This window comes from Aeromonas sp. Marseille-Q5825, assembly GCF_946892685.1.
Lineage (GTDB): Bacteria > Pseudomonadota > Gammaproteobacteria > Enterobacterales > Aeromonadaceae > Aeromonas > Aeromonas rivipollensis.
Map to the genome: position 1 here is coordinate 424,574 of NZ_CAMPOU010000006.1, position 24,947 is coordinate 449,520.

21 protein-coding genes are annotated in these 24,947 nt (G+C 63.8%); 3 read left to right on the top strand and 18 right to left on the bottom strand.

Annotation, left to right across the window (positions count from 1 at the left end; translation table 11 throughout):
* Positions 1-2: 2 nt before the first annotated feature.
* The 8 genes from mshE to OC537_RS16950 form a co-directional block, all read right to left on the bottom strand.
* Positions 3-1,712, bottom strand: a complete 1,710-nt coding sequence (gene mshE, locus OC537_RS16915; protein WP_163148094.1) for an MSHA fimbrial ATPase MshE — start codon at positions 1,710-1,712, stop codon at positions 3-5.
* Between the two features lie 131 nt (positions 1,713-1,843).
* A complete protein-coding gene (locus tag OC537_RS16920; RefSeq protein WP_262112975.1) occupies positions 1,844-3,010 on the bottom strand; it encodes a tetratricopeptide repeat protein in 1,167 nt (388 codons plus the stop codon).
* The gene (locus tag OC537_RS16925) at positions 3,007-3,897 is read right to left on the bottom strand and encodes an ExeA family protein (protein ID WP_106885198.1); all 891 of its coding nucleotides are present in this window, start codon (positions 3,895-3,897) and stop codon (positions 3,007-3,009) included. Before OC537_RS16925 ends, OC537_RS16920 begins: the two co-directional genes overlap by 4 nt.
* Before the next feature lie 157 nt (positions 3,898-4,054).
* A complete protein-coding gene (gene mshL / locus OC537_RS16930) occupies positions 4,055-5,734 on the bottom strand; it encodes a pilus (MSHA type) biogenesis protein MshL (RefSeq protein ID WP_106885199.1) in 1,680 nt (559 codons plus the stop codon).
* A gap of 70 nt (positions 5,735-5,804) precedes the next feature.
* The gene (locus tag OC537_RS16935) at positions 5,805-6,119 is read right to left on the bottom strand and encodes an MSHA biogenesis protein MshK (protein WP_043129479.1); all 315 of its coding nucleotides are present in this window, start codon (positions 6,117-6,119) and stop codon (positions 5,805-5,807) included.
* Positions 6,112-6,759: an MSHA biogenesis protein MshJ gene (locus tag OC537_RS16940; RefSeq protein WP_106887810.1), complete on the bottom strand. Its 648-nt coding sequence runs from the start codon at positions 6,757-6,759 to the stop codon at positions 6,112-6,114. The genes OC537_RS16935 and OC537_RS16940 overlap by 8 nt, the downstream gene beginning before the upstream one ends.
* Positions 6,759-7,352 carry a PilN domain-containing protein gene (locus OC537_RS16945; RefSeq protein ID WP_106885200.1) on the bottom strand — a complete coding sequence of 198 codons (594 nt, stop codon included), beginning with the start codon at positions 7,350-7,352 and terminating at the stop codon, positions 6,759-6,761. The genes OC537_RS16940 and OC537_RS16945 overlap by 1 nt, the downstream gene beginning before the upstream one ends.
* On the bottom strand, positions 7,349-8,215 hold the full coding sequence (locus tag OC537_RS16950; RefSeq protein ID WP_262112980.1) for an MSHA biogenesis protein MshI: 867 nt from the start codon (positions 8,213-8,215) through the stop codon (positions 7,349-7,351). The genes OC537_RS16945 and OC537_RS16950 overlap by 4 nt, the downstream gene beginning before the upstream one ends.
* A 69-nt stretch (positions 8,216-8,284) precedes the next feature.
* Here OC537_RS16950 and OC537_RS16955 point away from each other — a divergent pair, with 69 nt between their 5' ends.
* Positions 8,285-9,232, top strand: a complete 948-nt coding sequence (locus OC537_RS16955; RefSeq protein WP_262112982.1) for a 1-aminocyclopropane-1-carboxylate deaminase/D-cysteine desulfhydrase — start codon at positions 8,285-8,287, stop codon at positions 9,230-9,232.
* Between the two features lie 80 nt (positions 9,233-9,312).
* Here OC537_RS16955 and OC537_RS16960 read toward each other — a convergent pair whose 3' ends face one another.
* Entirely contained in the window at positions 9,313-11,232 is a 1,920-nt protein-coding gene (locus OC537_RS16960) for an EAL domain-containing protein (protein WP_262112985.1), read from the bottom strand.
* A gap of 509 nt (positions 11,233-11,741) precedes the next feature.
* Between OC537_RS16960 and OC537_RS16965 the strand changes: the two genes are divergently transcribed.
* Complete coding sequence (locus tag OC537_RS16965; protein WP_262112987.1) at positions 11,742-13,271, top strand: EAL domain-containing protein; 1,530 nt, start codon at positions 11,742-11,744, stop codon at positions 13,269-13,271.
* A gap of 169 nt (positions 13,272-13,440) precedes the next feature.
* Entirely contained in the window at positions 13,441-14,538 is a 1,098-nt protein-coding gene (locus OC537_RS16970) for a calcium:proton antiporter (protein WP_163137290.1), read from the top strand.
* Positions 14,539-14,607: 69 nt separating this feature from the next.
* Here the strand turns inward: OC537_RS16970 and hutH are convergent, their stop codons facing one another.
* The 9 genes from hutH to ftsE form a co-directional block, all read right to left on the bottom strand.
* Entirely contained in the window at positions 14,608-16,140 is a 1,533-nt protein-coding gene (hutH, locus tag OC537_RS16975; protein WP_111910776.1) for a histidine ammonia-lyase, read from the bottom strand.
* Between the two features lies 1 nt (position 16,141).
* Positions 16,142-17,845, bottom strand: coding sequence for a urocanate hydratase (hutU, locus tag OC537_RS16980; protein ID WP_262112990.1), 1,704 nt, complete (start codon positions 17,843-17,845; stop codon positions 16,142-16,144).
* A 65-nt stretch (positions 17,846-17,910) separates the two neighbouring features.
* On the bottom strand, positions 17,911-18,849 hold the full coding sequence (gene hutG / locus OC537_RS16985; RefSeq protein ID WP_262112992.1) for a formimidoylglutamase: 939 nt from the start codon (positions 18,847-18,849) through the stop codon (positions 17,911-17,913).
* Positions 18,842-20,077 (bottom strand): imidazolonepropionase, encoded by a 1,236-nt coding sequence (gene hutI, locus OC537_RS16990; protein ID WP_262112994.1) that lies wholly within the window; start codon positions 20,075-20,077, stop codon positions 18,842-18,844. Before hutI ends, hutG begins: the two co-directional genes overlap by 8 nt.
* A 155-nt stretch (positions 20,078-20,232) precedes the next feature.
* Positions 20,233-20,937 carry a histidine utilization repressor gene (gene hutC / locus OC537_RS16995; protein ID WP_106887812.1) on the bottom strand — a complete coding sequence of 235 codons (705 nt, stop codon included), beginning with the start codon at positions 20,935-20,937 and terminating at the stop codon, positions 20,233-20,235.
* Between the two features lie 11 nt (positions 20,938-20,948).
* On the bottom strand, positions 20,949-21,608 hold the full coding sequence (gene can / locus OC537_RS17000) for a carbonate dehydratase (protein WP_025325422.1): 660 nt from the start codon (positions 21,606-21,608) through the stop codon (positions 20,949-20,951).
* Between the two features lie 186 nt (positions 21,609-21,794).
* The gene (gene rpoH, locus OC537_RS17005; RefSeq protein WP_025325421.1) at positions 21,795-22,649 is read right to left on the bottom strand and encodes an RNA polymerase sigma factor RpoH; all 855 of its coding nucleotides are present in this window, start codon (positions 22,647-22,649) and stop codon (positions 21,795-21,797) included.
* Positions 22,650-23,113: 464 nt separating this feature from the next.
* On the bottom strand, positions 23,114-24,067 hold the full coding sequence (ftsX, locus tag OC537_RS17010) for a permease-like cell division protein FtsX (protein WP_005323432.1): 954 nt from the start codon (positions 24,065-24,067) through the stop codon (positions 23,114-23,116).
* A 97-nt stretch (positions 24,068-24,164) separates the two neighbouring features.
* Positions 24,165-24,836: a cell division ATP-binding protein FtsE gene (gene ftsE, locus OC537_RS17015; protein ID WP_106885210.1), complete on the bottom strand. Its 672-nt coding sequence runs from the start codon at positions 24,834-24,836 to the stop codon at positions 24,165-24,167.
* Between the last annotated feature and the right edge of the window lie 111 nt (positions 24,837-24,947).

Below are 24,947 nucleotides of genomic sequence, written 5' to 3' on the forward strand. Positions count from 1 at the left end.
GCTTATCCCAGATCCTCGGCCAGCCTGAGCACCTCATCCACCGAGGTGATCCCCTCCCGGGCATAGTCGAGTGCCGTCAGGGCCAGGGGCCTGTAGTGCTCGTGCTCGCGCGCCGCCCGGGCAAAGCCCTCCGCATCGTTGCGGCGCAGGGCATCCATCATGGGTTGATCCAGCTCCAGCAGCTCGTAGACCCCGATCCGGCCCGCATAACCGGTGAAGTTGCAGCTCTGGCAGCCACGCCCCTTGCGATAGAGGTGCTGGCCGGGTGCCTCGCCGGAGAGCATGGTGAGCCAGGTGGCCTGCCCCTGGTCCGGCGCCGTCTCGCAGGCGCAGTGTTCACACACCCGTCGCACCAGACGCTGGGCCACCACGGCCCGCAGGGCGCTCGCCACCAGATAGCCGGGGGCCCCCATGTCGATGAGGCGCAGGGCGCTGGTTACCGCATCGTTGGTGTGCAAGGTGGTCAGCACCAGGTGGCCGGTGATGGCGCCACGCAGGCCTATCTCCACCGTCTCGTTGTCCCGCATCTCCCCCACCAGCAGGATGTCGGGATCCTGACGCAGGGTGGAACGCAGCACCTGGGAGAAGGTGAGGCCTATCTTGGGGTTGACCTGCACCTGGTTGACCCGCGGCAGCCGGTATTCCACCGGATCTTCCACCGTGATGATCTTGTGGCTGGCCTGGTTGAGTTCGGAGAGGGCGCCATAGAGCGTCGTGGTCTTGCCGCTGCCGGTGGGGCCCGTCACCAAAATCATGCCGTGGGGGCGCTTGAGCTGGCGCCGGAAGCGGGACAGGATGGCCGGTGGCATGCCGGTTTCCGCCAGCGACAAGATGCCGGAGGATTGATCCAGCAGTCGCATCACCACGGATTCCCCGTACTGCACCGGCATGGTGGACATACGCACATCCACGTCCCGGCCGCGCACCTTCATGGCGAAGCGGCCATCCTGGGGCAGCCGCTTCTCGGAGATGTCGAGCCCGGCCACCAGCTTGAGGCGCAGCACCAGCGCCTGGGCGATGCGCACCTCGTTCAGTATGTTTTCGTGCAGCACGCCGTCGATGCGCTGGCGAATGCGCAGCACCTTCTCGTCCGGCTCTATGTGGATGTCGGAGGCCCCCACCTGCACCGCGTCCTCGAACAGGGAGCGCAGCAGCTTGGCCACCGTCGCCTCCCCCTCGTCACCGGCCCCGAGATTGCTGGAGCCCAGCTCGAAGCCGGCGTCCTGATACTCTTCGTGCAGCTGCTCGGCGAAGCTCTCTATCTCCCGGGTGCGGCGATAGAGGCGGTCGAAATACTCCAGCAGTTGCCCTTCCCGCGCCACCGCCAGCACCATTTCGCGGGGGCTGAGCAAGGCAGCTATGGCATCCAGGGCGCTCAAGTCGGCAGGATCCGACATGGCCACTGTCACCTTGTCGTCGCTGAGGTTGACCGCCAGTGCACGATAACGGCGGGCCTGCACCTCGGGCAATAGCGTCACTGCCGAGGCGTCTATGGTGAGGTTGTTGAGATCGAAGAAGGGCACGTCCAGCTGGCGGGCGAGGAACTGCAGCAGCTGCACCTCGCTGATGAAGCCGAGATCGATGAGGGTGGTCCCCAGCTTGCGCCCGGTCTGACGCTGCTGCTGCAGGGCGAGCTGCAACTGATCATCCGAGATGATCTGCTCCTGTACCAGCAGGTCGCCGAGGCGCATTTTCAGTCTGGGTTGTGCCATTGTTACTCCGATTCCTGTGATTGCACGTCATTCAAACCTGTTGCCACATTCGATGGCGAATTGGGTACCAGAATCCGTCACCTCGTCCGATTACGCCGCTGCGCGGCTAATCGAACCCAGGGGTTGTTGTGTCAAGGCGTCAGCTCGGCGATCCGCTGTTCCAGCCAGCGGGTCGATGCCTCGCCGAGGTTCCCGTGCAACTGGGCATTGCCATAGGCGTCCAGCGCCCGCTGGCGGTGGCCCTGACCATCCTCGGCCCCCCCCAGCCCCAGCCACCAGCGCCCCTGATCCGGCTGCTGGCGCAGCAGCTTGACGTAGAGCTCGGACGCCTGGGCAGGCTGGCCCAGCTCCTGGGCTAGCCCCGCCCAGGTGGCGTAATAGTCCAGATTGGCGGCCAGGTCCGGCTGATAGCCGGTGAGCCAGTCCAGCGCCTTCTGGCGATCGCCACCGCTGATGGCCACCCGGGCCAGCAGCAGCCGCAAGTCGGCCTGCGCCGGATCCAGCCTCAGCCCCTCTTCCAGCACCTGGCTGGCCTCGGTCAGCCGACCCTCGCCGTAGAGCAGGCCCGCGAGCTGCTCGCGCGCCCCCTGATTGTGCGGATCATGGACCAGCACCTGGTAATAGTTGTCCTGGGCCTCCCGCATCTGGCCCTTGGCCATGGCGGTAGTCGCCTTGCGCTCGGCCAGGGCCGCCAGCTCGGGCTCGGAGAGATCCACCGTCTCTATCTTCAGCACGCCGGGTTTGCGGGGCGGGGCGGCCACCTCCTGGGGGGCCGCCTCCTGCTCTGCGGCCAGCTCGGCATAAAGATCCGGCTGCAACTCTTCGTCGCTCGGGGTGAGCTCATCCTCCGGCGGCGTCTCGGCCTGGGATTCTGACGCCGGGGCCTGGTCGGCGAACGCCTCGGTCGCGGAAGATCCCTCTGCCCCCCCGGCAGGCGCGCTGGCCCTTGCCATTGCGGCCACAGAGGCGACATCCAGAGCGACCGCCCCGGAGGCGGCCCCCTGGGGCTCGGGGGGCACGGCGACCACCTCAGTGGCAGAGGAGGCAGGCTGCGTCTGCGCCTGACTCGCCGGGGCGAGCTGGGTCGTCAACTGAACTGTCGGCTGCGCCGTGCGCTGGCTCTGCTGCCAGTAGATCCAGGTGCGCCAGCCGAGGATGGCCAGCGCCAGGGTGCACAGCAGGGTCAGCACCAGCATCCACCACCCCTGCTGACGCGTCGGCGCCACATAGACGGCGGCGCCATCGGATCCTGGCTGGCGCTGCTCCAGATCTTTGAGCATCTGATTGATCACGCTCATGACCAGACTCCATAGGCCAGGGCAGTGCCCAGCAGCAACAACAGGGGCCACCAGCGCACGAATGAGCCACCACGGGCGTCATCGGTATCGCGAATGGCGAGGCGCACCAGGGCGCTGTCGATCCGCCGCGTCCCGCGGCCGTAGGCCAGCATCAGGCACTTCTGGGCCAGCACGTTGATGAGCCTTGGAATGCCGCGGGACGCCCGCCACAGCAGGCGCAGGGCCAGGCCGCCAAACAGCGTCGCCCCGCGATAACCCGAGACGTGCAGCCTGTGCTCCAGATAGGCCCGGGTTTCATCGCACCGCAAGGGGCGCAGGCAGTAGGAGAAGCCGATGCGCTGGCGCAGCTGGCGCAGGTGGGGTCTGGCCAGCCGGACATCCAGCTCGGGTTGGCCGAACAGCACTATTTGCAGCAGCTTGCTGGACTCGGTCTCTAGGTTGCCGAACAGCCGGATGGCCTCCAGGGTCTCGTCCGGCAGGGCCTGCGCCTCGTCGATCAGCACCACCACTCGGCTCCCCTGCTGGTGCAGGGCGATGAGGTGGCGATGGATGCGATCCGTGAGATCCAGCTCGCTGTCCCCCTGCACCGCCAGCCCCAGCTCCAGGGCCAGGGCGGTGCGCAGCTCACCCGGGGAGAGGTGGGGATTGGGCAGCCAGGCCAGGCGCACCGGGCACGCCTCGGAGCCGAGCTCGCTCAGCAGCTTGCGGCAGAGCAGTGTCTTGCCGGTGCCCACCTCGCCGGTCACCTTGATGAAGCCCTCCCCCTGGGCCAGCGCCCAGTTCAGTACCTGCATGGCCTCCTCGTGGGGAGGCAGGCCGTAGTAGAAGCCGGTATTCGGGGTCAGGCCAAAGGGCGCCTCCTGCAAACCGAAATGGTTCAGGTACATATCCCCTCCCAGTCCCCGTCACGGCCAACGCCGATCAGGTCGAAGGAGAACACCTGCAAAACAACATGGTTCAGGTACATGAGGACGTCCCCCCCAGGCAGAGCTCAGAGACTCGCGGCAGGGAAACACCGGGAATAGACCGATTCAGCATCATGGCTTAGCCCTTGGGCGGATACCATTTGTCGAGCAGCTCGGAGGAGCGTTGCAGCTCCTTCTGCCAGGTGTCTTTCTCCACCACTGTCGGCTTGAGCAGGATCACCAGCTCGACCTTCTTGGTGCTCTCCCGGCGGTTGGTAAAGGCCTCGCCGACCCAGGGAATGTCCCCCAGCAGCGGCACCTTGCTGACGATCTCCTGCTTGTCGGTCTTCATCAGGCCGCCGATGACAATGATGTCGCCGTTGTTGGCCTGCACCACGGTATCCGATTCACGAATGGAACTCTTGGCGAGTGGCAGCACCAGGGGATCCGCAGTGCCGACGTTGATGGTCTTGCTCTGCTCCTCGGTGTCGATGACGGAGGGGTGGATGTGCAGCAGCACCCGGCCGGCCTCGTCGATCTGCGGGGTCACGTCCAGGGCTATGCCGGAGAAGAAGGGGGTCAGCTCCACGTTCGGCGTCACTATGGGCGCCGAGTTGCCCGAGGTGGTGGTGGTGGTCGAGGCGTTGGTGACGAAGTATTCGTCCGTCCCCACCTTGATCACCGCCTTCTGGTTGTTGGTGGCGGTGACGCGCGGGCTCGAGAGGGTGTTCACGTCCCCCTGGGTCTTGAGCAGGCTGACCGCCACGTTGAAGTTGCCATCCGAGATGGTGAAACCGGCGCCGCCCCCCAGGGCCCTGAAGATCTGGTTGGGGGTCGAGGCGATGGGGCTGTCGAGCAGGGAGCCGCCCCCCGTGATGCCCTTGTTGCCGTCCCAGCTGGCGGAGAGACCGCTCCAGTCCACCCCCTGTTCATACCCCTCGTTGAGGGCCACTTCCAGGATCCGCGCCTCCAGCACCACCTGGCGCTTGAGGTGTTCACCGGACTGATCCAGGAACTCGCGCACCGCTTTCAGCTCCTTCGGATAGGCACGCACAGTGACCAGACCCGCCTGGGGGCTGGTGATGACGGCCCGGCCTTCGCCTGTGCCTATCAGGGTCTGCAGGGCGTCCCGCAGATCGCTCCAGTAGTCGTTGTTGCTGTCCGTCTCGATCCGGGTGCCGTTGCTGTTGTTGCTGTTGCCGTTGTCCCCGTTGGAGGAGCCGAGGTTGTTGTTGCCGTTGTTATTGTTGCCGCTGCTGTCGAAGTTGTTGTTGCCGTTATTGTTGTTGTCGTTGGCCGTCACCCCGCCGGTACTGACCGAGGTACGGGAGAGGCCGCGGCGGGCCATCATCAGGTAGTTGACCGGGATTGTCTCGGTGCGAAGGCCCGCCGGATAGACATGAAACACATTGCCCTTGCGTTGCACGTCGAAGCCGTACATGTCGCCGACCGTGGCCAGCGCCTCCTGCAGGGTCACGTCTTTCAATTCCACCGAGATGGCACCGGCCACCCCGGGATGGACGGCGACGCTGTAGCGGGAGCCCTTGAACAGGGAGCCGAAGAACTCCACGGCATCGACATCATGGGCCGCGATGCGCAGCCGTTTCTCCGGAACAGCCAGGGGCTGCTGGGGACGATTGAGCTGCAGCAGTTCGCTCTGCACCGAGGGAGGCAAAGTGGTCAGCGGCGCGGTCGGGGTCTGCTCCTTCATGGCCTGCTTGAGGGCGTCTTTGGCCTGCACCGGTTCGGGGTGCTGATAGCTGGTACAAGCCGCCACCGCCAATGCGAGGGGAAGCAGACAGAAATGGTGTTTTTTCATGTTATTGGTGCACCTGACTCGCAATGAAACTCGACAAACCTGGCCCGCAGCATCCCGCGCGGAACCGACTTCACATCCGGATCTTGCTGCCAAACAGGGTCAGTGTCTGACGCTTGCCCGCCTTCTCCAGTACCACGGCATCGGCGCTGATGCCCACCAGCAGGAAACCATCTATCCGCTGGCCCACCCGATAGCTCTGACCGTTGAGCACCGCCAGCGCCGGGCCGTTACCCAGGATGACGCTCTGCAACCTGGGCAGACCGGCCCCCTTGCTGGGGCTCGCCGCCGCGCCACTGCCGGCCAGAGGGGCGGTCGGATCCTGCAACACCTCCGCCTGGGCCAGCGGGCCCAGCAGGCAGCACAACAATGTCAGCCACTTAGCCACGAATAAACTCCTTGCTGGTGCTCAGGGTGTAGATCTCCATCTCCACCGCCGCCTTGGGGTGCTCGACCACCCTGTAGTCGAACCCTTTCCAGTAGAAGTGGCGGGGCAGTGCTTCCAGCGCCTTCAGGTACTGGTAGACATCGAAATAGCCCCCCTCCAGCTGGAGCCGGATCCCGTGCTTGAACAGGTTGGCCTTCTGCTCGCCGGCCATCAGCGGCTCGGGCTTGAGGGAGGTGAGCGCCAGCATATGCAGGTTGGCGGAGCGAGACAACAAGGCTTCCAGCACGGCCGGCATCTCGTGGGCCGGGATCAGATCCACCGTCTGGGCCTTGAGCTCGGCGTCCAGCCGACCGAGGGAAGCCTCCACGCCGGCCAGCTGCTGGCGCACCTGGGCGTTGGGATCCCGCCCCAGCCGGGCCTGCTTGCCCTGATTCTCTAGGGTCAGGATCTCCAGATCCCGCTGCGCCGCCGTCAGCGCCTGCCGCTCCTGGCTCAGCCGGGTATCGGCGGCATCCAGCCAGCCGTAGATCCCGGCCGCCCCCAGCAGTATGGTGCCCGTCAGCAGGATCAAGACCCGCTCCCGCAGGCTGAGGGCCGCCACGCGCTGTGCCCAGGCCCGCCACTGTGCCGTCATCTCCATCATGGGGTCTCCCGTGCTATGCCGCTGAGCTGGAAGGCCAGCTGGCCTGCCTTGTCCCGGCTCAGGGTCAGCTCGCCAAACTGCTTGCCCGCCAGGGACGGGGTCTGCTTGAAGCGGTTCACCCAGGCAGGCACATCCTGACTGCGCTCGGCCACCCCGGAGAGGTTGATGTGCCCGTCACTTATCTCGATCCGTTGCAGGGAGAGGCGGGCATCCCGCAAACGGGCCAGATCCGCCATCACGCTGGCGTAGCCCTGGGATTTTTGCAGGGAGAGGCTGCCGAGCTGGCGTATCAACGCCTGCTTGGCGGCCAGCTCCTCCCGCTGGTTGACCAGCTGCTGTTGCAGCTGACCGTCCGCCTGATGGCGCGCCAGGGCAGCATCGAGCCGTGATGCCTCACTGCGCTGCACATCGAGCAGCGCACGTACCTGGGCCAGCTCACGGTCGACGCCCTTCTGTTGCCAACCATAGAAAAAGGTGGCCGCAATCAGCAGCAGCAGGCAGCCGCCCCAGACCAGGGCCATCTGATTGAGGCTGGCCCACAGCCGCCTTGGCCTGAATTCGGCGCCATAGAGGTTGATATGGTGTTTCATCCTTCGCTCCTGCCAAGGGCGGCGCCGTAAGCGGAGAGATACTCGACGCCGGCGAGCACCGCTTTGTTAGCCATGGCGGACACAGGGAAGCCGAACGCCTGCTCCAGGTGGCGCACCAGGGTGCCGATGAAGGGGGAGCCGATGGCGAGCTGCATCTGGCCCGGCTCAGGCAGCTTGAGCTGACCCGCCAGGTAGTCGAGGGAGCGCTGGATCTCCAGCGTCAGCCCGTCAAGCATCCCCTGATCGGGCTCATGGGCCCCGGTGAGGCCGACAAAGCCGCGCAGCGGGCGCGAGAAGCAGAGACCTCCCCGATAAAAGACCAGCAGTTGCAACTCCTGCCCCCTGGGCTGCCAGAGCAGCATGCGCACCGTCTGGTCCGCCTCGTAGAGGGCCGTCATGGCCAGCTCGTCGCTGACGATGGCCTCCAGGGTCGCCACGCCGTTGACCGCGTCCGCCAGCTGCTGCACCCGGCTCTTGGAAACGCAGATCACATTGATCCTCGGCCGGCCCGCAGGGGGAGTCGGCAGATCCACATAGTCCATGGCGAGCTGCAACACGGGTTCGTTGACGAAATCCTTGATGGCCCAGGGCAGGGCCCCCGCCATCTCGGCGTCGGGCACGGCGGGCTTGTCGATCTGGATCTGCTGATAAAGGCTGGCGGCCAGGGCCACCCGCACCTTAGACTTGGCCAGGCCATGCTGGGCAAACAGCTCCCCCATGGCCTTGGGCCAGTCGTTAGGGCCATTGATGGCGCGACTGGTAAAGATGGGGACGGGTTCCACACAAGCCAGCAGGATGCGATCGCTGGCCAGCAGGAGTCCCACCTGATGGCTGGGGGGCGAACGTCGGAAAAGTGACTTCATCGAGACCTGGACCTGACCGCATGAAACGGACTAAACCTTAACATAAACAGGCCATTAGCCTCCATATTTATGACAAACGATGCATTGACCGCCAAGAGGGCGCCCTTAGGGGATGCCATCCTGGCCCCCGCTCGGCTCCCCTCCCCCCTGCACCCCGTCCACCACCCTCTGCTGGATGCCCAGGGCGTGCGGCTCTGGTGCAAGCGGGATGATCTGATCCACCCGACCCTCTCCGGCAACAAGTGGCGCAAGCTCAAGTACCACCTGCAACAGGCGCAGGCGCAGGGCAAGACCCACCTGCTGTCGTTTGGGGGGGCCTACTCCAATCACATCCACGCCCTGGCGGCGGCCGGACTCAGGTCCGGGCTGCGCACCACGGGCATCATACGCGGTGAAGCCGACACCGTCAGCAACGCAACCCTGAGTGCGGCCAAAGGCTGGGGAATGGATCTCGTTTTTGTGGACCGCCAGAGCTATCGGCGGCGCCAGGATCCGGACTGGCTGGCCCAGTTCGAGGCACCGGACATCCTGATAGTGCCGGAAGGGGGCAGCAGCCCGCTCGCCATCCCCGGGGTGGCCGAGCTGGTGGCCGAGGTGCCCTTCTCGCCGGATCTCTGGGTGCTGCCCTGCGCCAGCGGCGGCACCCTGGCGGGGCTCATCGCGGGCAAGCGGGAAAGAGAGCAGATCCTCGCCATCGCCGTGCTCAAGGGGGGCGCCTTCCTCCACGATGAGGTGTGCCGGCTTAATCCGGCGGCGGCCACCACCGGCGGCTGGCGGATAGCCCAGGATCACCACGACGGCGGCTACGCCAGGTTCAGCCCGGCCCTGTGGCAGTGGGTGCAGGCATTCAGCGCCCACACAGGCCTGCCGCTGGAGCCCATCTACAGTGGCAAGGCGATGTGGGGACTGTTTCGGGAGCTGGCCGCGGGCCGGATCCCCCGCGGCAGCCAGGTGGTCTTCATCCACACCGGCGGCCTGCAGGGGCTGGCGGGTCTCAGGGAGCAGGGCAGGCTGTAAGCCAGGGCCATTCGGTCGCCCTTGGGGCCGGGGCTGCCCCGCAGGCAGGAAGTCAGGCCCCTAGCGGCGGACAGGTTCCGTCATGTGGGCATCAGCAGCCGCTCTGGTTCGGCGAACCAGGGCCCCTGGCCCGCGTGCACGCCGAGGTGGCGCAGCATCTTCCACTCGTCGCCGCTCTCCACCCCCACCGCAATCACCCGAGCCTGGGTATTGGCACAGCCCCCCACCAGGCTGCGCACCGCCATCTGGTTCACCTGACGAAGGTGGATCTCCCGCACCAGGCTGGGGTGCAGCTTGAGGAAGTGGATCTCGAACTCCTTGATGTACTGGGTGCTCACCACATCCTGGCCGGCATGATCTATGGCCAGTCGGCACCCCAGCATGCGCAGCGCCCGCAGTGGCCGCTTGAGCGCCTCGTAGTGACGGGTCACCTGGGACTCGGACAGTTGCAGTATCAACCCCTCATTGATGCTGCGCGGCAACTGGAACAGCTCGAAGAAGAGCTCCCGCTGGAACTCCCGGGTGAGCAGGTTCTGGGCGCTGAGGGAGAGGCTGACGGGGCAGCTCGACTCAGGTCGCTGGCGCAGCAGGCGAAGGGTCTGGGTGACCACCAGCCGGTCCAGCGGCAACAGCAGGCCGGCCTTCTCCGCCATGGGCATGAAGACCCCCGCCTGCAACTCCCGCCCCTGCTCGTCATGGAGGCGGATCAGCAGCTCCTGTTGCAGCACCACCTGATCCCGCTCCTGCTGCACAGATTGCAGATAGAAGGAGATCCCCTGCTCCTCGATGCGGCGGTTGATCAGGGTGCGCCAGCGCACAGTCCCCTTGTTGCTCGCCTCCTCGTCCAGGGACTTCTCGTAGAGGAACCAGCCGCTGTGGCCCTGCAGCCGCGCGCTCTTGAGGGCCAGCTCGGCCTCTTCCTGCACCTTGAGCAGGGAGTCTTCTGCCTGATAACAGACGGCGCCGAGGTAGACGGCCGTCTCCAGATTGACCGACTCGGGCCAGTGCAGCCGCTGCAGACTCTTGAGCAGCTGGCTGGCGCCGTCCACCATCTCGCTCTCTGACATGTTGGGCAGCAGCACGGCAAAGACCTGGCCGGCGTAGCGGGCCTGCAGGGCGCCGCTGTGCTTGCGCACGAAGGTACCGATGGAGGCACTCGCCTCCATCAGCAGATCCTGGCTCGGGCGTCCGTTCAGCTCGGGATCCAGCTCCTCCAGCCCCGCCAGCTCGATCAGCAGGACACCGCCGCTGATCACGCTCGCCTCCATGATGGCGTTTTCCAGCCGGTTGTCGAAGAAGAGGCGGTTGCCTATGCCGGTCGTCTTGTCGACGAAGGCGTTGCTGCGGATGAAGTTGTCGAACCGGCTGCGCTCCTTGCGGGCATCGGCCAGTTCGGCCAGCAGATGGGTGAGGGCCTGGCTGGCGGAGAGGGGCCATTCGTCGGCGGGATCATGGGCCAGCTTGGTCAGCTTGCCATCCAGGATCAGCTGGGCCCGCTCCGCCAGCAGCTCGGCACCGCGCAGCTGCTGGCGCAGCCAGCGGATGGAGTACCAGAGGCCGAACACCACTATGAAGACCCCGAGGGAGATGCCGAACATGGCCTGCATGGAGTACTCGAACTCCTTGAAGGGCCTGTCCAGCTTGAACTCGGCCTGCATGCCGGCCTGATTGGGAATGGCTTTGCTGTAGGGGATCAGCAGACTCTCGTCCGTCTGCTGCTGCACATCGCGAAACCAGTAGACCCGCTGACTGTCCTGGCGGATCTCCAGCTCGACCACGTGGGAGGCCCGCAGCAGGGAGGGCAGCCAGCGGGCAAGGGCCTGCTGATCGTCGGTCACCCCCAGCTGCTTGTCGATGATCTCCACCAGGGAGTCGACCCGGTTTTGCTGCAGCTCCATCCCCATCTGGCGGAAACTGAATACCCCGCCGAGCATCACCACGGCCATGGCCGAGATCACGCACAGCGTAATAAAAGAGACGAGTTGAGTGGTCAGTTTCATGTGCCTTTCCGTAGCCGACAGCATCCATAAGGCCTCATGGTATCAGCCTTGGCCAAACCCCGCCTACGGTTGAAGATCCCGCTTCAGCAAATAAGCGTCAGGGCCCTTCATGCCCGGGGGCGGGCCGCTTGTGAGGGAAAAGACTCGGGGGAGGGGAAAATCGGGCCGCCAGCTGGGCAGCGGACAGAAAAATGGTCCCACTGCGGGGACCAAAAGAAACACTCATATCAAAACTAACACTCTGTGCTACTGACAAAAATAGATACAGGAGTATTGAACACACGGTGAGTCAAACCGCACCGCTACTCTAGCCATTTCAGATAAGCTGGACAATTGTCATTTATGACAGGTCAGCGATTGAATCTTCACCACTCGTTTTGTCATATTGTTGTTTATCAATGAATTATGAATGTTGTTCCAAGTGTGACCGATACAACTCAAATTGATGCAGCTAATGCTATGATGTTGCCATCCATTTGTATCCCATGCACCCATCAGGCAGGTACCCCTTGCGACGAGCCTCTCCCTTCTGGATCAGTCTGTTGCTGCTCTGCCTGCCCGTGCTGGCGAGCCTGCCCCTCAGCCAGCTGCTGGGCAATCCCCTGGCCCACCAGCTGCTGCAAGAGAAGAAGGCGCAGATAGAGGCCGCGCTGGCGGAGCGCCACGAGGCGCTGGATCAGAGCATTCGCTCCCAGCTCTCCAGGTTCGCCTTCGATTGCGGCCCCGCAGACATGGCCCTGCTGCGGGATCCCCGTTTCTACAGCCGCCACATCCGGCTGCAGGGACTCAAGCTCGCCTCCGGCGGCGGTTGTTCCAGTCTGGGGGAGGATTTCCCCCTTGCCACTGTCGAGCTGCCCCCCTATCCCGAACAGGAGCAGTTTGGTCTCGCGGCCACCCAGGCCCGCTTCAACACCGAGCAGGAGGTCGTCGCCTATTACAGGAAGGGTGGCAATGTCGCCTATTGGGTGCTGAACAACAGCTGGAGCCACGATCAGCTGCAATCCCCCTGCCCGGGCTGCTTCTATCTCGAGTTTGGCCAGCAGAGTCCGGGCAAGGTCACCACCTTCTTCCCCCGTGGCGACAAGTCCATCAAGCAGGAGCCTGGCAACCAGAGCCTGAGCTTCTTCGATCCGGATCCCCAGATCAGGCAGACCCTGTGGGCGGGCAAGGCGCTGGAGGAGTATGCGAAGCGGCAGGCCCGCCACTATGGTCTCTTGTATGGCGGCGCGCTGGGACTCCTGCTGGTCGCCGCCTACTGGGTGCTGCGCAACTACCGCCGCTCCCTCAAGGGGCTGCTGCAGGCAGCCCTGGTGCGGCGCGAGTTCGTCCCCTTCTATCAACCCATAGTGGACAGTCGCAGCAAAAAGGTGGTCGGTTTCGAGGCGCTGCTGCGCTGGCAGCGGGGTCGGGAGCTGGTGCCCCCAGGCACCTTCATCGACTATGCGGAGGAGCAGGGGCTGATCCTGCCCATGACGGAGCAACTGCTGGAGCGGGTCATCGCGGACCTGCCCTGGCTGGAGCCGACCCAGTGGGTCAGCGTCAACATAGTGGCCGCCCACCTGGAGCAACCCAATCTGCGGCCCCTGTTGCAGCGCCACGACTGGCCCTCCCCGGCCAGACTCACCTTCGAGCTGACCGAGCGCAAGCCGATCACCGATATCAAGGCTGCCATGGGGGAGATAGCGCAGCTCCAGGAGAAGGGATATCACTTCAAGCTGGATGACTTCGGCACAGGTTATGGCGGTTTCGCCTACCTGCAGCGCCTCGGCATCCGCCAGATCAAGATCGACAAGATGTTCGTCGACACCATAGGCACAGACGATCTCAAGCGCACCCTGCTGGACTCCATCATCGCCTTCGGCCACGAATCCGACATGGAGATGATAGCCGAGGGGGTCGAGACTCTGGAGCAGGTCGACTACCTGCACCGCCATGGAGTCCACCTGATCCAGGGCTATGTCTATGCCAAACCCATGGCCCTGACCAAGTTGAAGATCTGGCTGCTGGCATGGCGGCAGAGCCAGCCCGGCGGGCAGTGAGAGAGAAACATCAGGGTCCCCGCCCGGGGATCCTCATCTCTTGCAACAAAATGATTCTCCTCTGACGGGACAACTCCCTTTATCATGGACTGGCGCGCCACCCCTGTGGCGCGACCTGTTGTCTCCCTACCCGTCGGCCACGGCCGCCCCGAGATGAGAACCACTGCCTATGAAGTCCTTTATCCGGCAAGAGATTGCCCTGCCCGTTGGCCTGCTGACCCTGCTCTTCTTTAAGACCCTGGGCAGCGACCTGCTGACAGAAGCAACCCCCCTTGCGGTTTACCTGCCGGTGTCACTGGCCCTGCTCGCCATCGTCACCTGGGCCATCTTCTCCGTCGTGCGTCACTCCGACGCCCTGGCCATCAAGCTGGGTGAACCTTTCGGCACCCTGATCCTCACCCTGTCGGTCATCTCCCTCGAGGTGGTGATGATCTCCTCCGTGATGCTGACCGGCGACCCCAACCCCACCATGGCCCGCGACACCATGTTCGCCGTGGTGATGCTGGTGACCAACGGCCTGGTGGGCTTCACCCTGCTGTTTGGCGGCTGGCGCTATCACACCCAGAACTTCAATCTGGACGGGGTCAAATCCTACCTGGTCGCCATCATTCCCCTGGCCCTGCTCTGCCTGGTGCTGCCAAACTTCACCCGAGGCGGCACCCTGGGCAGCATGTCCAGCGCCATGTCCTGGATGCTGATCATCATCTCGGTGCTGCTCTACGGCGTCTTCCTGCTGATCCAGACCCGCAGCCACAGCCACTTCTTCGTCGACAGCGACCACGAGGACCACGAGGAACACCACGGCATACTACGCAGCAACGTCTATCACACCCTGCTGCTGCTCGCCTACCTGGTGGTGGTGATCCTGCTGGCCAAGACGCTGGCGATCCCCATCAACTACGGGGTCCATGTGCTGGAGGCCCCGGCGGCGCTGGGCGGCTTCATCGTGGCCTGTATAGTGCTCGCGCCTGAGGCTGTCGGCGCCATCAAGGCCGCCTTCAACAACCAGTTGCAGCGCGCCATGAACCTCTACTTCGGTTCCGTGCTGGCCACCATAGCCCTGACGGTCCCCTCTGTGCTGTTCATCGGCTCCCTGCTCGGGCAGGAGGTGCGCCTCGGCCTCTCCGCCGCCGACATGGTGCTGCTCATCACCACTCTCATGGTCTGTAAAGTGACCTTCAGCAGTGGCCGCACCAATGTGCTCCATGGCGCCACCCATCTGGTGCTGTTTGTCGTTTATCTGTTCCTGATGTTTGAGCACGAATAACGGATCAAGCTACCGCAGCAACGAAAAGACCGCCCATCGGGCGGTCTTTTGTTATGGGCGGATAGCCGCTTAGAGGCTCGGCAGCACCCCGGCCGGGATCAGATCGTTGTAGCTGGCTCGCCCCAGCAGGGCGGCGGCGGCCTCGATGTCCGGCGAGAAGTATCTGTCCTTGTCATAGAAGCTGACCTCTTCACGCAGTCGTCCCTTGGCCAGCTCGATGAGCTCTGTGCTGCGCAGGGGGGCGCGGAAGTCCAGCCCCTGGGCGGCGGCGAGCAGTTCCACCGCCAGTATGCCGCGGGTGTTCTCCGCCATGTCGGCCAGACGGCGACCGGCGAAGGTGGCCATGGAGACGTGATCCTCCTGGTTGGCGGAGGTGGGCAGGCTGTCCACCGAGGCCGGGTGGGCCAGCGTCTTGTTCTCGGAGGCCAGCGCCGCCGAGGTGACCTGGGCGATCATGAAGCCGGAATTCACACCGCCGTTGTTGACCAGGAAGGCGGGCAGGCCTGACATCCGGGAATCGATCAGCAGCGCCATGCGACGTTCGGACAGCGACCCGATTTCCGCGATGGCCAGGGCCAGGTTGTCGGCGGCGAAGGCCACCGGCTCGGCGTGGAAGTTGCCGCCGGAGAGGATCTCCTCATCCTCGGCAAACACCAGGGGGTTGTCGGAGACCGCATTGGCCTCGCACACCAGCACCTCGGCGGCGTGGCGGATCTGGGCCAGACAGGCCCCCATCACCTGGGGTTGGCAGCGCAACGAGTAGGGATCCTGCACCTTCTCGCAGTTGTGATGGGACATGCCGATCTCGCTGCCATCCACCAGCAGGTGGCGGTAGCAGGCGGCGGCCTCGATCTGGCCGCGCTGACCGCGCACCTCATGGATGCGGGCATCGAACGGACGGCGACTGCCCAGAGCCGCCTCCACACTCATGGCACCTATGGTGATGGCGCCGGCGAACAGATCTTCGGCGTGGAACAGCCCCTCCAGCGCGAACGCCGTGCTGGCCTGGGTGCCATTGAGCAGCGCCAGCCCCTCCTTGGGTGCCAGGGCGATGGGCTCCAGGCCCGCAATCTTGAGTGCAGTGGCGGCGTCGATCAGCTCGCCCTTGTGGCGGGCCTTGCCCTCCCCGATCAACAGGCAGCTCATGTGGGCCAGGGGCGCCAGGTCGCCGGAGGCGCCGACGGAGCCCTTCTTCGGCACCACAGGATAGACTTCGGCGTTGATGAGGGTCATCAGGGCCTCGAGCACTGTCAGGCGGATGCCGGAGAAGCCCCGCGCCAGCGAGTTGACCTTGAGCACCATCATCAGCCGCACGGTGGCGTCATCCATGTACTCGCCAATCCCGGCGGCGTGGGAGAGCACTATGGAGCGCTGCAGTTCATCCAGCTGCTCCACCGGGATGCGGGTGTTGGCCAGCAGGCCAAAGCCGGTGTTGATGCCATACACCACGCGGTTTTGCTCGATCACCTTGGTGACCACGGCTGCGGAGGCGTGGATCCCAGGCAGGGCGGACGAGTCCAGGCTGACATGGACAGGCTCGCGGCTGACGCGGCGCAGGGTGGCGAGGCAGAGCTTGCCCGGTTGCAGATTGAGTTCAAACATCTTATTTCACCCCTTTGCCAGCTGTGTTCAGCATCGGCAGATCCAGTTTCGCCTCTTGGGCACAGTTGATGGCAATCTCGTAGCCCGCGTCCGCGTGGCGCATCACACCGGTGGCCGGGTCGTTGCGCAGCACGCGGCCGACCCGCTTGGCGGCGTCGTCGCTGCCGTCACAGACGATCACCACCCCGGAGTGTTGGGAGAAGCCCATGCCGACCCCACCACCGTGGTGCAGGGAGACCCAGGTCGCGCCACCTGCGGTGTTCAGCAAGGCGTTGAGCAGCGGCCAGTCGGAGACGGCATCGGAGCCATCCATCATGGATTCGGTCTCCCGGTTCGGGCTCGCCACCGAGCCGGAGTCCAGGTGGTCGCGGCCGATGACCACGGGCGCTTTCAGCTCGCCATTCTTCACCATCTCGTTGAAGGCCAGGCCCAGGCGCACCCGATCCTTGACCCCGACCCAGCAGATCCGCGCCGGCAGGCCCTGGAAGGCGATGCGCTCGCGGGCCATGTCGAGCCAGTTGTGCAGGTGTGGATCGTCCGGGATCAACTCTTTGACCTTCTGATCCGTCTTGTAGATGTCTTCCGGATCCCCGGACAGGGCCACCCAGCGGAAGGGACCTATCCCCTCGCAGAACAGCGGGCGTATATAGGCCGGTACGAAGCCCGGGAAGTCGAAGGCATTTTTCACCCCTTCTTCCAGCGCCATCTGGCGGATGTTGTTGCCGTAATCGAGCGTGGCCGCACCACGGGCTTGCAGAGTCAGCATGGCTTCCACCTGACGCGCCATGGAGTGACGAGCCGCCTGGTTCACCTCCTGGGGGGCGGATTTTTGCAGCTCACGCCACTTAGGCAAGCTCCAGCCCTGCGGCAGGTAGCCGTGGATGGGATCGTGGGCCGAGGTCTGGTCGGTCACCACGTCCGGGGTGATGCCACGGGCCACCAGCTCGGCGAAGACGTCGGCGGCGTTGCCGAGCAGGCCGACGGAGACGGCAGTGCCGTTGCGTTTGGCTTCCTCGACCATGGCCAGCGCCTCATCCAGGCTGTGGGCCTTCTTGTCGACGTAGCGGGTCTTCAAGCGGAAATCGATGCGGGTCTCGTCGCACTCCACGGCAATCATGGAGAAGCCAGCCATGGTGGCGGCCAGGGGCTGGGCGCCGCCCATGCCACCCAGACCGCCGGTGAGGATCCAGCGTCCTTTTGGTTCCCCGTTGAAGTGCTGGTTCGCCACCGCGAAGAAGGTCTCGTAGGTGCCCTGCACTATCCCCTGGGTACCTATGTAGATCCAGGATCCGGCCGTCATCTGGCCGTACATCATCAGGCCCTTCTTATCCAGCTCGTTGAAGTGCTCCCAGTTGGCCCAGTGGGGCACCAGGTTGGAGTTGGCGATCAGCACCCGGGGCGCGTCCTTGTGGGTCTGGAACACCCCGACCGGCTTGCCGGATTGCACCAGCAGGGTCTGGTCGTCCTCGAGACGGGTCAGCACCTCGACTATCTTGTCGTAGCAGGCCCAGTTGCGGGCGGCGCGGCCTATACCGCCATAGACCACCAGGGACTGGGGATGCTCGGCCACTTCCGGATCCAGGTTGTTCATCAGCATCCGCAGGGGCGCCTCGGTCAGCCAGCTCTTGGCGGTCAGCTCGGTACCGCGGGGGGCACGGATTACCCGGCTCGGGTCGTGACGGGGATCCTGGTGTTGCACAGACATAGACACTCCTTGTTTATCAATGCAGCCGCCATGCGGGGGCACAGTGCCCCTGGCGAGTCGGCCGGCTACTTGGTTAGTTGATGGACCAGCCGGGCGGCCACGCGGGCGCTGCGGTTGTCCAGATCCAGACTCGGGTTGTACTCGGCCAGATCGGCAAGCCTGAGCTTGCCGCTGGCCCGGATATGGGCGATCAGGGGTTCGATGATGGCCAGCTCGACGCCGCGGGCGGCGGGGGCGCTCACCCCCGGCATCACGGCTGCGGGCAGCACATCCAAATCTATGGTGAGGTAGAGGTGATCGCAGCGGGCGATAAAGGCGTCCAGCCCCGCCAGCAACACCGGCAGCTCGGCCTGGGTCATCTCCTCGTCCAGCACATGCCAGACCCCCAGCGTCTCGGCGCGGGCAAAGAGCGCCGCCGTGTTGGCGGTCTCGGCCACCCCGAGGCAGGCGTAAGTAAAGGGCGTGCCCTGTGCCGCGCACTGCTCGGCTATCTGGAAGAAGGGGGTGCCCGAGCTTGCCTGCTCCTGCTTCATGCGCAGATCGAAGTGGGCATCGAAGTTGATGATGCCGACCCGGCCCTTGCCACCCAGATGGCGATTGAGGCCGCTCCAGCTACCGAAGGCCACCTCGTGGCCACCTCCCAGCACCAGCGGGAAGTGACCCAGATCCAGCGCACGGGCGACCCGCTCGGCCAGCCTGTCGTGGGCGGCATCGAGATCGCCGTCCTCGCAGCGCACGTCGCCGCCGTCATGGACGGGCCGACCCAGGTGCCAGGCGGTGTTGGCGAGCAGCTTGCGCACCGCCAGCGGGGCAGCGGCGGCGCCGACCCGCCCCTTGTTGCGGCGCACCCCTTCGTCACAGGCAAAACCGAGCAGCACCACGCCGGGCTCATTGTCGGCTTGCCAGGGTTGCACCTTGTTGTGCCAGCGCAGGGCCAGTTCACCATCTTCCGGATCCTGGCGCCCCTGCCAGACCGACATGTCGGCCACGTTGAACTTATCCATGGAGCGTCTCCTCCCCGTTGAGAACCCGGCTGACCAGTTGATCGACCCCGATCAGGTAGCTGATCTCCGAGGGGTGGGCGCAATTCCAGACCAGAAAATCGGCCTGCATGCCCACTCTCAGCTGCCCCAGACGCTCCTGCTCGCCGAGCGCCCGGGCGGCGTGGCGGGTCACCCCGGCCATGGCCTCGACCGGGGTCAGGCCGAACAGGGTGCAGGCCATGTTCATGGCCATGCGCAGGGAGACGATGGGGGCCGTGCCCGGGTTGATGTCGGAGGAGACTGCCATGGGCACGCCCGCCTTGCGCAGGGCGGCAACCGGCGGCAGCTTGGTCTCTTTGAGGAAGTAGAAAGCGGTGGGCAGCAGGGTGGCGACCACGCCACGGTGGGCCAGCGCCTGGATCCCGTCCTGATCCAGATACTCCAGGTGATCCACCGAGAGGGCACCGAAGTTGGCGGCGAGCGTGCTGCCCCCCAGGTTGGAGAGTTGCTCCATGTGCCCCTTCACCGCGAGATTGTATTGATCCGCCGCCAGATAGACCTGCTCTGTCTGGGCCAGGGAGAAGCCGATGTGCTCGCAGAAAACATCCACCGCATCCGCCAGACCCGCCTCGGCGGCTGCCGGGATGATCTCCTGGCAGATGGTCTCGACCCAGGAGTCGGGATCGTCGCGGTACTCCGGCGGCACCGCATGGGCGGCCAGCAAGGTGGTCTTGACCCGGATGGACAGCGCCTCCCCCAGCCGACGGGCGACCCGCAGCATCTTGAGCTCGTCCGCCAGGGTGAGGCCATAGCCGGACTTGATCTCCACAGTGGTGACCCCTTCGCGGATCAGGGACTTGATCCTCGGCACCGCCAGCTCATAGAGCTGATCCTCGCTGGCCGCGCGGGTGGCCCGTACGGTGGAGAGTATGCCACCCCCCTTGCGGGCGATGTCGCTGTAGGGCACGCCCTGCTGGCGCAGCTCGAACTCCTCGGCCCGGCTGCCGGCAAAGATGAGGTGGGTGTGGCAGTCGATGAGGCCAGGAGTCACCAGCCTGCCCTTCATGTCACGCCAGTGGGCGGGATGGGGTCCCTTGAGGTCCTGCATGGGGACCAGGGCGTGGATCCTGCCTTCATGCACGCCGAGGGCATGGGGTTCCAGCAGACCGTAGTCCGCCAGATCGGAGCGCAGGGTGGCGGGTGTCACGTTGAGCCAGACCCGCTCGCAGTTCAACAGTTCCTTGTTCATACCGACCTCTAAATGTATATACAATAATTTATAGCCGATCTCTGACGAGAAAGAAAGGATCAAGTTCACATCTTGATAACAGCGGTTTCATTAGAGTTTAAGCACAAAAAAGCCCACCAATGGGTGGGCTTTTAAAACAAGATATGTATATACAATCAAGTCAATCGGGTCTTGGAGCTCAGCTTGTAGCGGGAGCCTGGCGAGAGCAGCCTGGCGTAGGAGACCAGGAAGCCATCCGACCAGGTGCGCCGATGCAGCAGCAGGCAGGGGGTATCGACCCTCACCTGCAGCAAGCCCGCCTCGCCGGCGCTCGGCAGCACAGCCTCCACCACGTGCTCCATCTCGGAGAGGGGGCAGACTTCCATCAGATAGCTGTTCGGCGTCTGTTTCGTGAAGTCCTGCTCGCCATAGCCGGGCAGGCGTTCGGCATCGACGAAACGCTCCTCCAGTTGCAGCGGCTCCCCATCGGCCTGATGGACGATGAGGCTGTGGAAGGTGGGCGCCCCGACCCGCAAACCCAGTCGCACCGCCACCTTCTCGTCCGCAGCCTGGCGCTGCAGGCGGATCACCCGGGCGCTGTACTGGCTGCCCCGCTCGGCGATCTCGTCGGCTATGTTGCGAATGGCCAGCAGCGGCGACTCGGCACGCCTGTCCGCCACGAAGCTGCCGGAGCCGGCGGTGCGATTGAGCCAGCCCTCGGCCACCAGTTCACGCAGCGCCTTGTTGACCGTCATCCGGCTCACGGCAAACTGCTCGCACAGGGCGGCCTCGGTCGGGATCCTGTCGCCTGCCTGATAGTGGCGTTCGCGGATCCCGTCCAGGATATGCTGTTTGATCTGCAGATAGAGGGCGGGTGCCACCAATGGGTTCCTCAGCGACGACGGTGAGGCGGACGCATGTCCGGCCAGGCACGGTAGACGTCCGGGATCTGATCCGGGCCGCTGATGCAGAGATCGAGATCGTGCAGCAGACCGTCCTTGATGCCGTAGATCCAGCCGTGCACCGCCAGCTCCTGCCCCTTGCGCCAGGCATTCTGGATGATGGTGGTGTGGCAGACGTTGGCGACCTGCTCGGCCACGTTCAGCTCGCACAGATAGTCGAAGCGCTCGTGCTCATCCTCGATGGCTTCGAGCTGTTCGCCGTACTTGAAATAGACATCCTTGATGTTGCGCAGCCAGTTGTCGATGAGGCCCAGCTCCTGGTTCTGCATCGCCGCCTTGACGCCGCCGCAACCGTAGTGGCCGCAGACGATGATGTGCTTCACCTTGAGCACCTCCACCGCGTATTGCAGCACCGAGAGGCAGTTGAAATCGGTGTGTACCACCAGATTGGCGACGTTGCGGTGGACGAAGACATCCCCCGGCAGCAGGCCCATCAGCTGGTTGGCGGGAACCCGGCTGTCGGAGCAGCCGATCCAGAGGTACTCGGGCGCCTGCTGGGCGGAGAGGGTAGCGAAGAAATCGGGATCTTCGGCCTTGATCCGTTCCGCCCACTCGCGGTTATTGGTAAACAGGTCGTTCAACAGTTTCACTTCTGCTCTCCCTAACTGTGGCAGTGGCGGCAACATACCATACACAAGGGTAACCAAGGCAAGGCCGACCAGATCCCGGTGAAACAAAAACAGGGCCATCAGGCCCTGTTTTCTACAAGAGAATGCCCTCAGGCATCCATGGCGTCTTTCAGTTTCTTGAGCGGTTCACAGGCTCGGCGAATGCCCTCAGGCGGCCATCGCATCCTTCAGCTTCTTGAGCGCGTTCTTCTCAAGCTGACGCACACGCTCGGCGGACACACCGTAGTTGTCGGCCAGCTCCTGCAAGGTGGTCTTGCTCTCCTCATCCAGCCAGCGGGCGCGGATGATGTGCTGGCTGCGCTCGTCCAGGGTTGCCATGGCCGCACTCAGGCGACGGGTGGCGTGGCTGTCCCAGTTGTCGTTCTCTATGGTGGCGGCCAGATCGGAAGACTTGTCTTCCAGATAATGGACGGGGGCGAAGCCACCTTCATCCTCATCGTCACCGACCAGATCGAAGGCCTGATCGTAGTTGCTCATGCGCGCTTCCATCTCGGTGACGTCCGCGGCAGAAACCCCGAGATCCGCGGCAACGGCCTGCACCTCTTCGTGATTCAGCCAGCCCAGACGCTTCTTGGACTTGCGCAGGTTGAAGAACAGCTTGCGCTGGGCCTTGGTGGTGGCCACCTTGACCATGCGCCAGTTGCGCAGCACATATTCGTGGATCTCGGCCTTGATCCAGTGCACGGCGAAGGAGACCAGACGCACCCCGACGCTCGGGTCGAAGCGCTTGACCGCCTTCATCAGGCCTATGTTGCCTTCCTGCACCAGATCGGCCTGAGGCAGGCCATAGCCGGAGTAGCTCTTGGCCACGTGAACGACAAAACGCAGATGCGACATGACCAGCTGACGGGCAGCCTCGAGATCGCCACCCTGCTGCAAACGCATCGCCAGTTCACGCTCTTCCTCCGCGCTCAGCACGGGGATCGAGTTGACGGCTTGGATATAGCCTTCCAGACTACCTTGCGGAATCAGAGCCATAGTGCGTTGCAATGAAGTTCCCATGTTCTACCTCTTACTTTTCAATCGAATCAGTCTAACACCCTGAGAGGGCCTGTCTACCGACCGGGGGTCATTCTGCGGCCCACATCAAACATAAGTCAAACATCGGCCCCAGCATGAACCCGGGCTATCTTAGGCTGACGGGATGAATCATAAATGAACGGTCAAAAAAAAGGGGTCACAGTGAAGGACCCCTGAAAAGTAGCATGCTAAGTCCATTGTTGCGGAGCTCGCAACCTTCACATGCTTGCCAAGTCAGACGAGCAAGGCAGAGGGGCCACACCCGTATAAATTCTGTTGCACTAGATAGACTGTTTATAAATCAAAAGGTTCACAGGATCCAAATATGATCCTTGGTGCAGGCCTCATTCAGATTACTCTGAGAAAGTGGCCCGTGCCAGAAACGGGCCACTCTTTTACTTGATCCAGTTCGCAAAATCCAGCGCTTTAAAATGCTGACAAATTAATCAGGATGGTTCTATGTCGCGAATGTGCCTGTGAACCGAGAACCAGGACGCAATCAGCCCCAGCAAGGCCCCCAACAGTATGAGATTGAAGCCGTCGAACGCCCCCATCCCTACCAGCCGGAAGTTGCTGTTGTAAAGCCCCGCCAGCTCCTTCACCACCCCCTCGCTCCAGATCACCATCACCTCGGTCAGCCACCAGGCCAGCATGCCGCCGATGACCCCGAACCAGATGCCGGTGTAGAGGAAAGGACGGTGAATGAAGGCGTCGGTCGCCCCCACCAGCTTGAGCACTTCGATCTCGGATCTCTGGTTGAGTATGTTCAGGCGAAGGGTGTTGCCGACGATCAGCAGCACGGCGGAGAGCAGCAGCACGGCGATGCCGGTGATGGTGTGGCGAAGCAGGTTCATGATCCCCTGCAGCCGGGTCAGCCACTGCAGATCCAGCTTGCCCTGCTCGATGCCAGGCTCATTTTCCAGCTTGGCGAGCAGCTCGGCGGCCCCTTCCGGATTCTGCCAGCGCGGATCCGGGATCACGCTCAGCACAGGCGGCAGCGGGTTGCTGTCGAGATAATCGAGGGCATCGCCGAAACCGGAGATCTCGCGAAACTCCTTGAGCGCCTCGTCCCGGTTCATGTAGGTGACGGACTCCACCTCGGGATAGAGCAGGATCCGCTGCTTCATGTCGAGGATGCTCTGCTCCGGCAGATCCTTGCGCAGGTAGAGGGAGATCTGGGAGCTGGTCTGCCAGCTCCCTTCCACCACTTCGGCGTTTTTCAGCAGCACGTGGAAACAGGAGGGGAGCGCCAGACTGACACCGAGCACCGCCAGCGTCATCAGGGAGGCGAGCGGATTGCGCCACAGCTCTCCCAGACTGGCAAAGGCCTGACGCACGTGGTCCACGCCGTACATCATCAGACGGCGCAGCGGCGGCTGTTTATGACGAACAATAGCCATCAGAACTCCCTCCCCTGTCGAATATCGGCGACCTGATCCATCCGAGTGACCATCATCAGAGGGCACAGAGGGGGCTGTTTATGACAAATTATGGCCATCAGCTCTCCTCCTGCTCTTGGGAATACATGCGCCCTGCCTTCAGGGTCAGGGTGCGATAGCGCATGCGGGCGATGAGCCCCAGATCGTGAGTGGCAATCAGCACCGAGACCCCGAAGCGGTTGAACTCCTCGAACAGCCGCATGATGTCCATGGAGAGCTGGGGATCCAGGTTACCGGTCGGCTCATCCGCCAGCAGCAGGGGCGGCTTGTTGACGATGGCGCGGGCGATGCCGACCCGCTGCTGCTCACCACCGGAGAGCATTCGCGGCTGGTAACGCTCCTTGCCGAGCAGGCCTACCTTGTCCAGCGCCGCCGCCACCCGCTTGTTGATGTCGGCATGGCTGTAGCCATCGATCACCAGGGGCAGGGCCACGTTGTCGAACACAGTGCGGTCCATCAGCAACCGGTGATCCTGAAAGATCATCCCGATCTGGCGGCGCACATAGGGGATCTGGCTGCGCTGGATCTGGCTGACGTCATCGCCATGGAAGAAGACGCGACCATCGGTCGGCCGCTCCATCACGCTGATGAGTTTGAGGAGGGTACTCTTGCCCGCCCCCGAATGGCCGGTCAGGAAGGCCATCTCCCCCTTGCGCAGGTGGAAGCTGACCTTCTGCAGCGCCTGATGGCCACCGCTGTATACCTTGCTGACCTTGTCAAAACGAATCATAACGGTTCCCTGAGATTGACCAACCCCGACCGGGATCGAAGCATGGCACGCTGGCTCCTCGCGGCGACACCAGGCCTTGATGAAATAGCTGATCCGCAGCAATACACCTTG

What these genes read in the sequence shown, in the direction of transcription:
- ftsX (WP_005323432.1), bottom strand. Translation starts at nt 24,067, where the DNA reads ATGGCTATTGTTCGTCATAAACAGCCGCCGCTGCGCCGTCTGATGATG.
- OC537_RS16925 (WP_106885198.1), bottom strand. Translation starts at nt 3,897, where the DNA reads ATGTACCTGAACCATTTCGGTTTGCAGGAGGCGCCCTTTGGCCTGACC.
- OC537_RS16945 (WP_106885200.1), bottom strand. Translation starts at nt 7,352, where the DNA reads ATGAAACACCATATCAACCTCTATGGCGCCGAATTCAGGCCAAGGCGG.
- OC537_RS16960 (WP_262112985.1), bottom strand. Translation starts at nt 11,232, where the DNA reads ATGAAACTGACCACTCAACTCGTCTCTTTTATTACGCTGTGCGTGATC.
- hutI (WP_262112994.1), bottom strand. Translation starts at nt 20,077, where the DNA reads ATGAACAAGGAACTGTTGAACTGCGAGCGGGTCTGGCTCAACGTGACA.
- OC537_RS16920 (WP_262112975.1), bottom strand. Translation starts at nt 3,010, where the DNA reads ATGAGCGTGATCAATCAGATGCTCAAAGATCTGGAGCAGCGCCAGCCA.
- OC537_RS16970 (WP_163137290.1), top strand. Translation starts at nt 13,441, where the DNA reads ATGAAGTCCTTTATCCGGCAAGAGATTGCCCTGCCCGTTGGCCTGCTG.
- mshE (WP_163148094.1), bottom strand. Translation starts at nt 1,712, where the DNA reads ATGGCACAACCCAGACTGAAAATGCGCCTCGGCGACCTGCTGGTACAG.
- mshL (WP_106885199.1), bottom strand. Translation starts at nt 5,734, where the DNA reads ATGAAAAAACACCATTTCTGTCTGCTTCCCCTCGCATTGGCGGTGGCG.
- OC537_RS16955 (WP_262112982.1), top strand. Translation starts at nt 8,285, where the DNA reads ATGACAAACGATGCATTGACCGCCAAGAGGGCGCCCTTAGGGGATGCC.
- ftsE (WP_106885210.1), bottom strand. Translation starts at nt 24,836, where the DNA reads ATGATTCGTTTTGACAAGGTCAGCAAGGTATACAGCGGTGGCCATCAG.
- hutU (WP_262112990.1), bottom strand. Translation starts at nt 17,845, where the DNA reads ATGTCTGTGCAACACCAGGATCCCCGTCACGACCCGAGCCGGGTAATC.
- rpoH (WP_025325421.1), bottom strand. Translation starts at nt 22,649, where the DNA reads ATGGGAACTTCATTGCAACGCACTATGGCTCTGATTCCGCAAGGTAGT.
- hutH (WP_111910776.1), bottom strand. Translation starts at nt 16,140, where the DNA reads ATGTTTGAACTCAATCTGCAACCGGGCAAGCTCTGCCTCGCCACCCTG.
- OC537_RS16950 (WP_262112980.1), bottom strand. Translation starts at nt 8,215, where the DNA reads ATGAAGTCACTTTTCCGACGTTCGCCCCCCAGCCATCAGGTGGGACTC.
- hutG (WP_262112992.1), bottom strand. Translation starts at nt 18,849, where the DNA reads ATGGATAAGTTCAACGTGGCCGACATGTCGGTCTGGCAGGGGCGCCAG.
- OC537_RS16940 (WP_106887810.1), bottom strand. Translation starts at nt 6,759, where the DNA reads ATGGAGATGACGGCACAGTGGCGGGCCTGGGCACAGCGCGTGGCGGCC.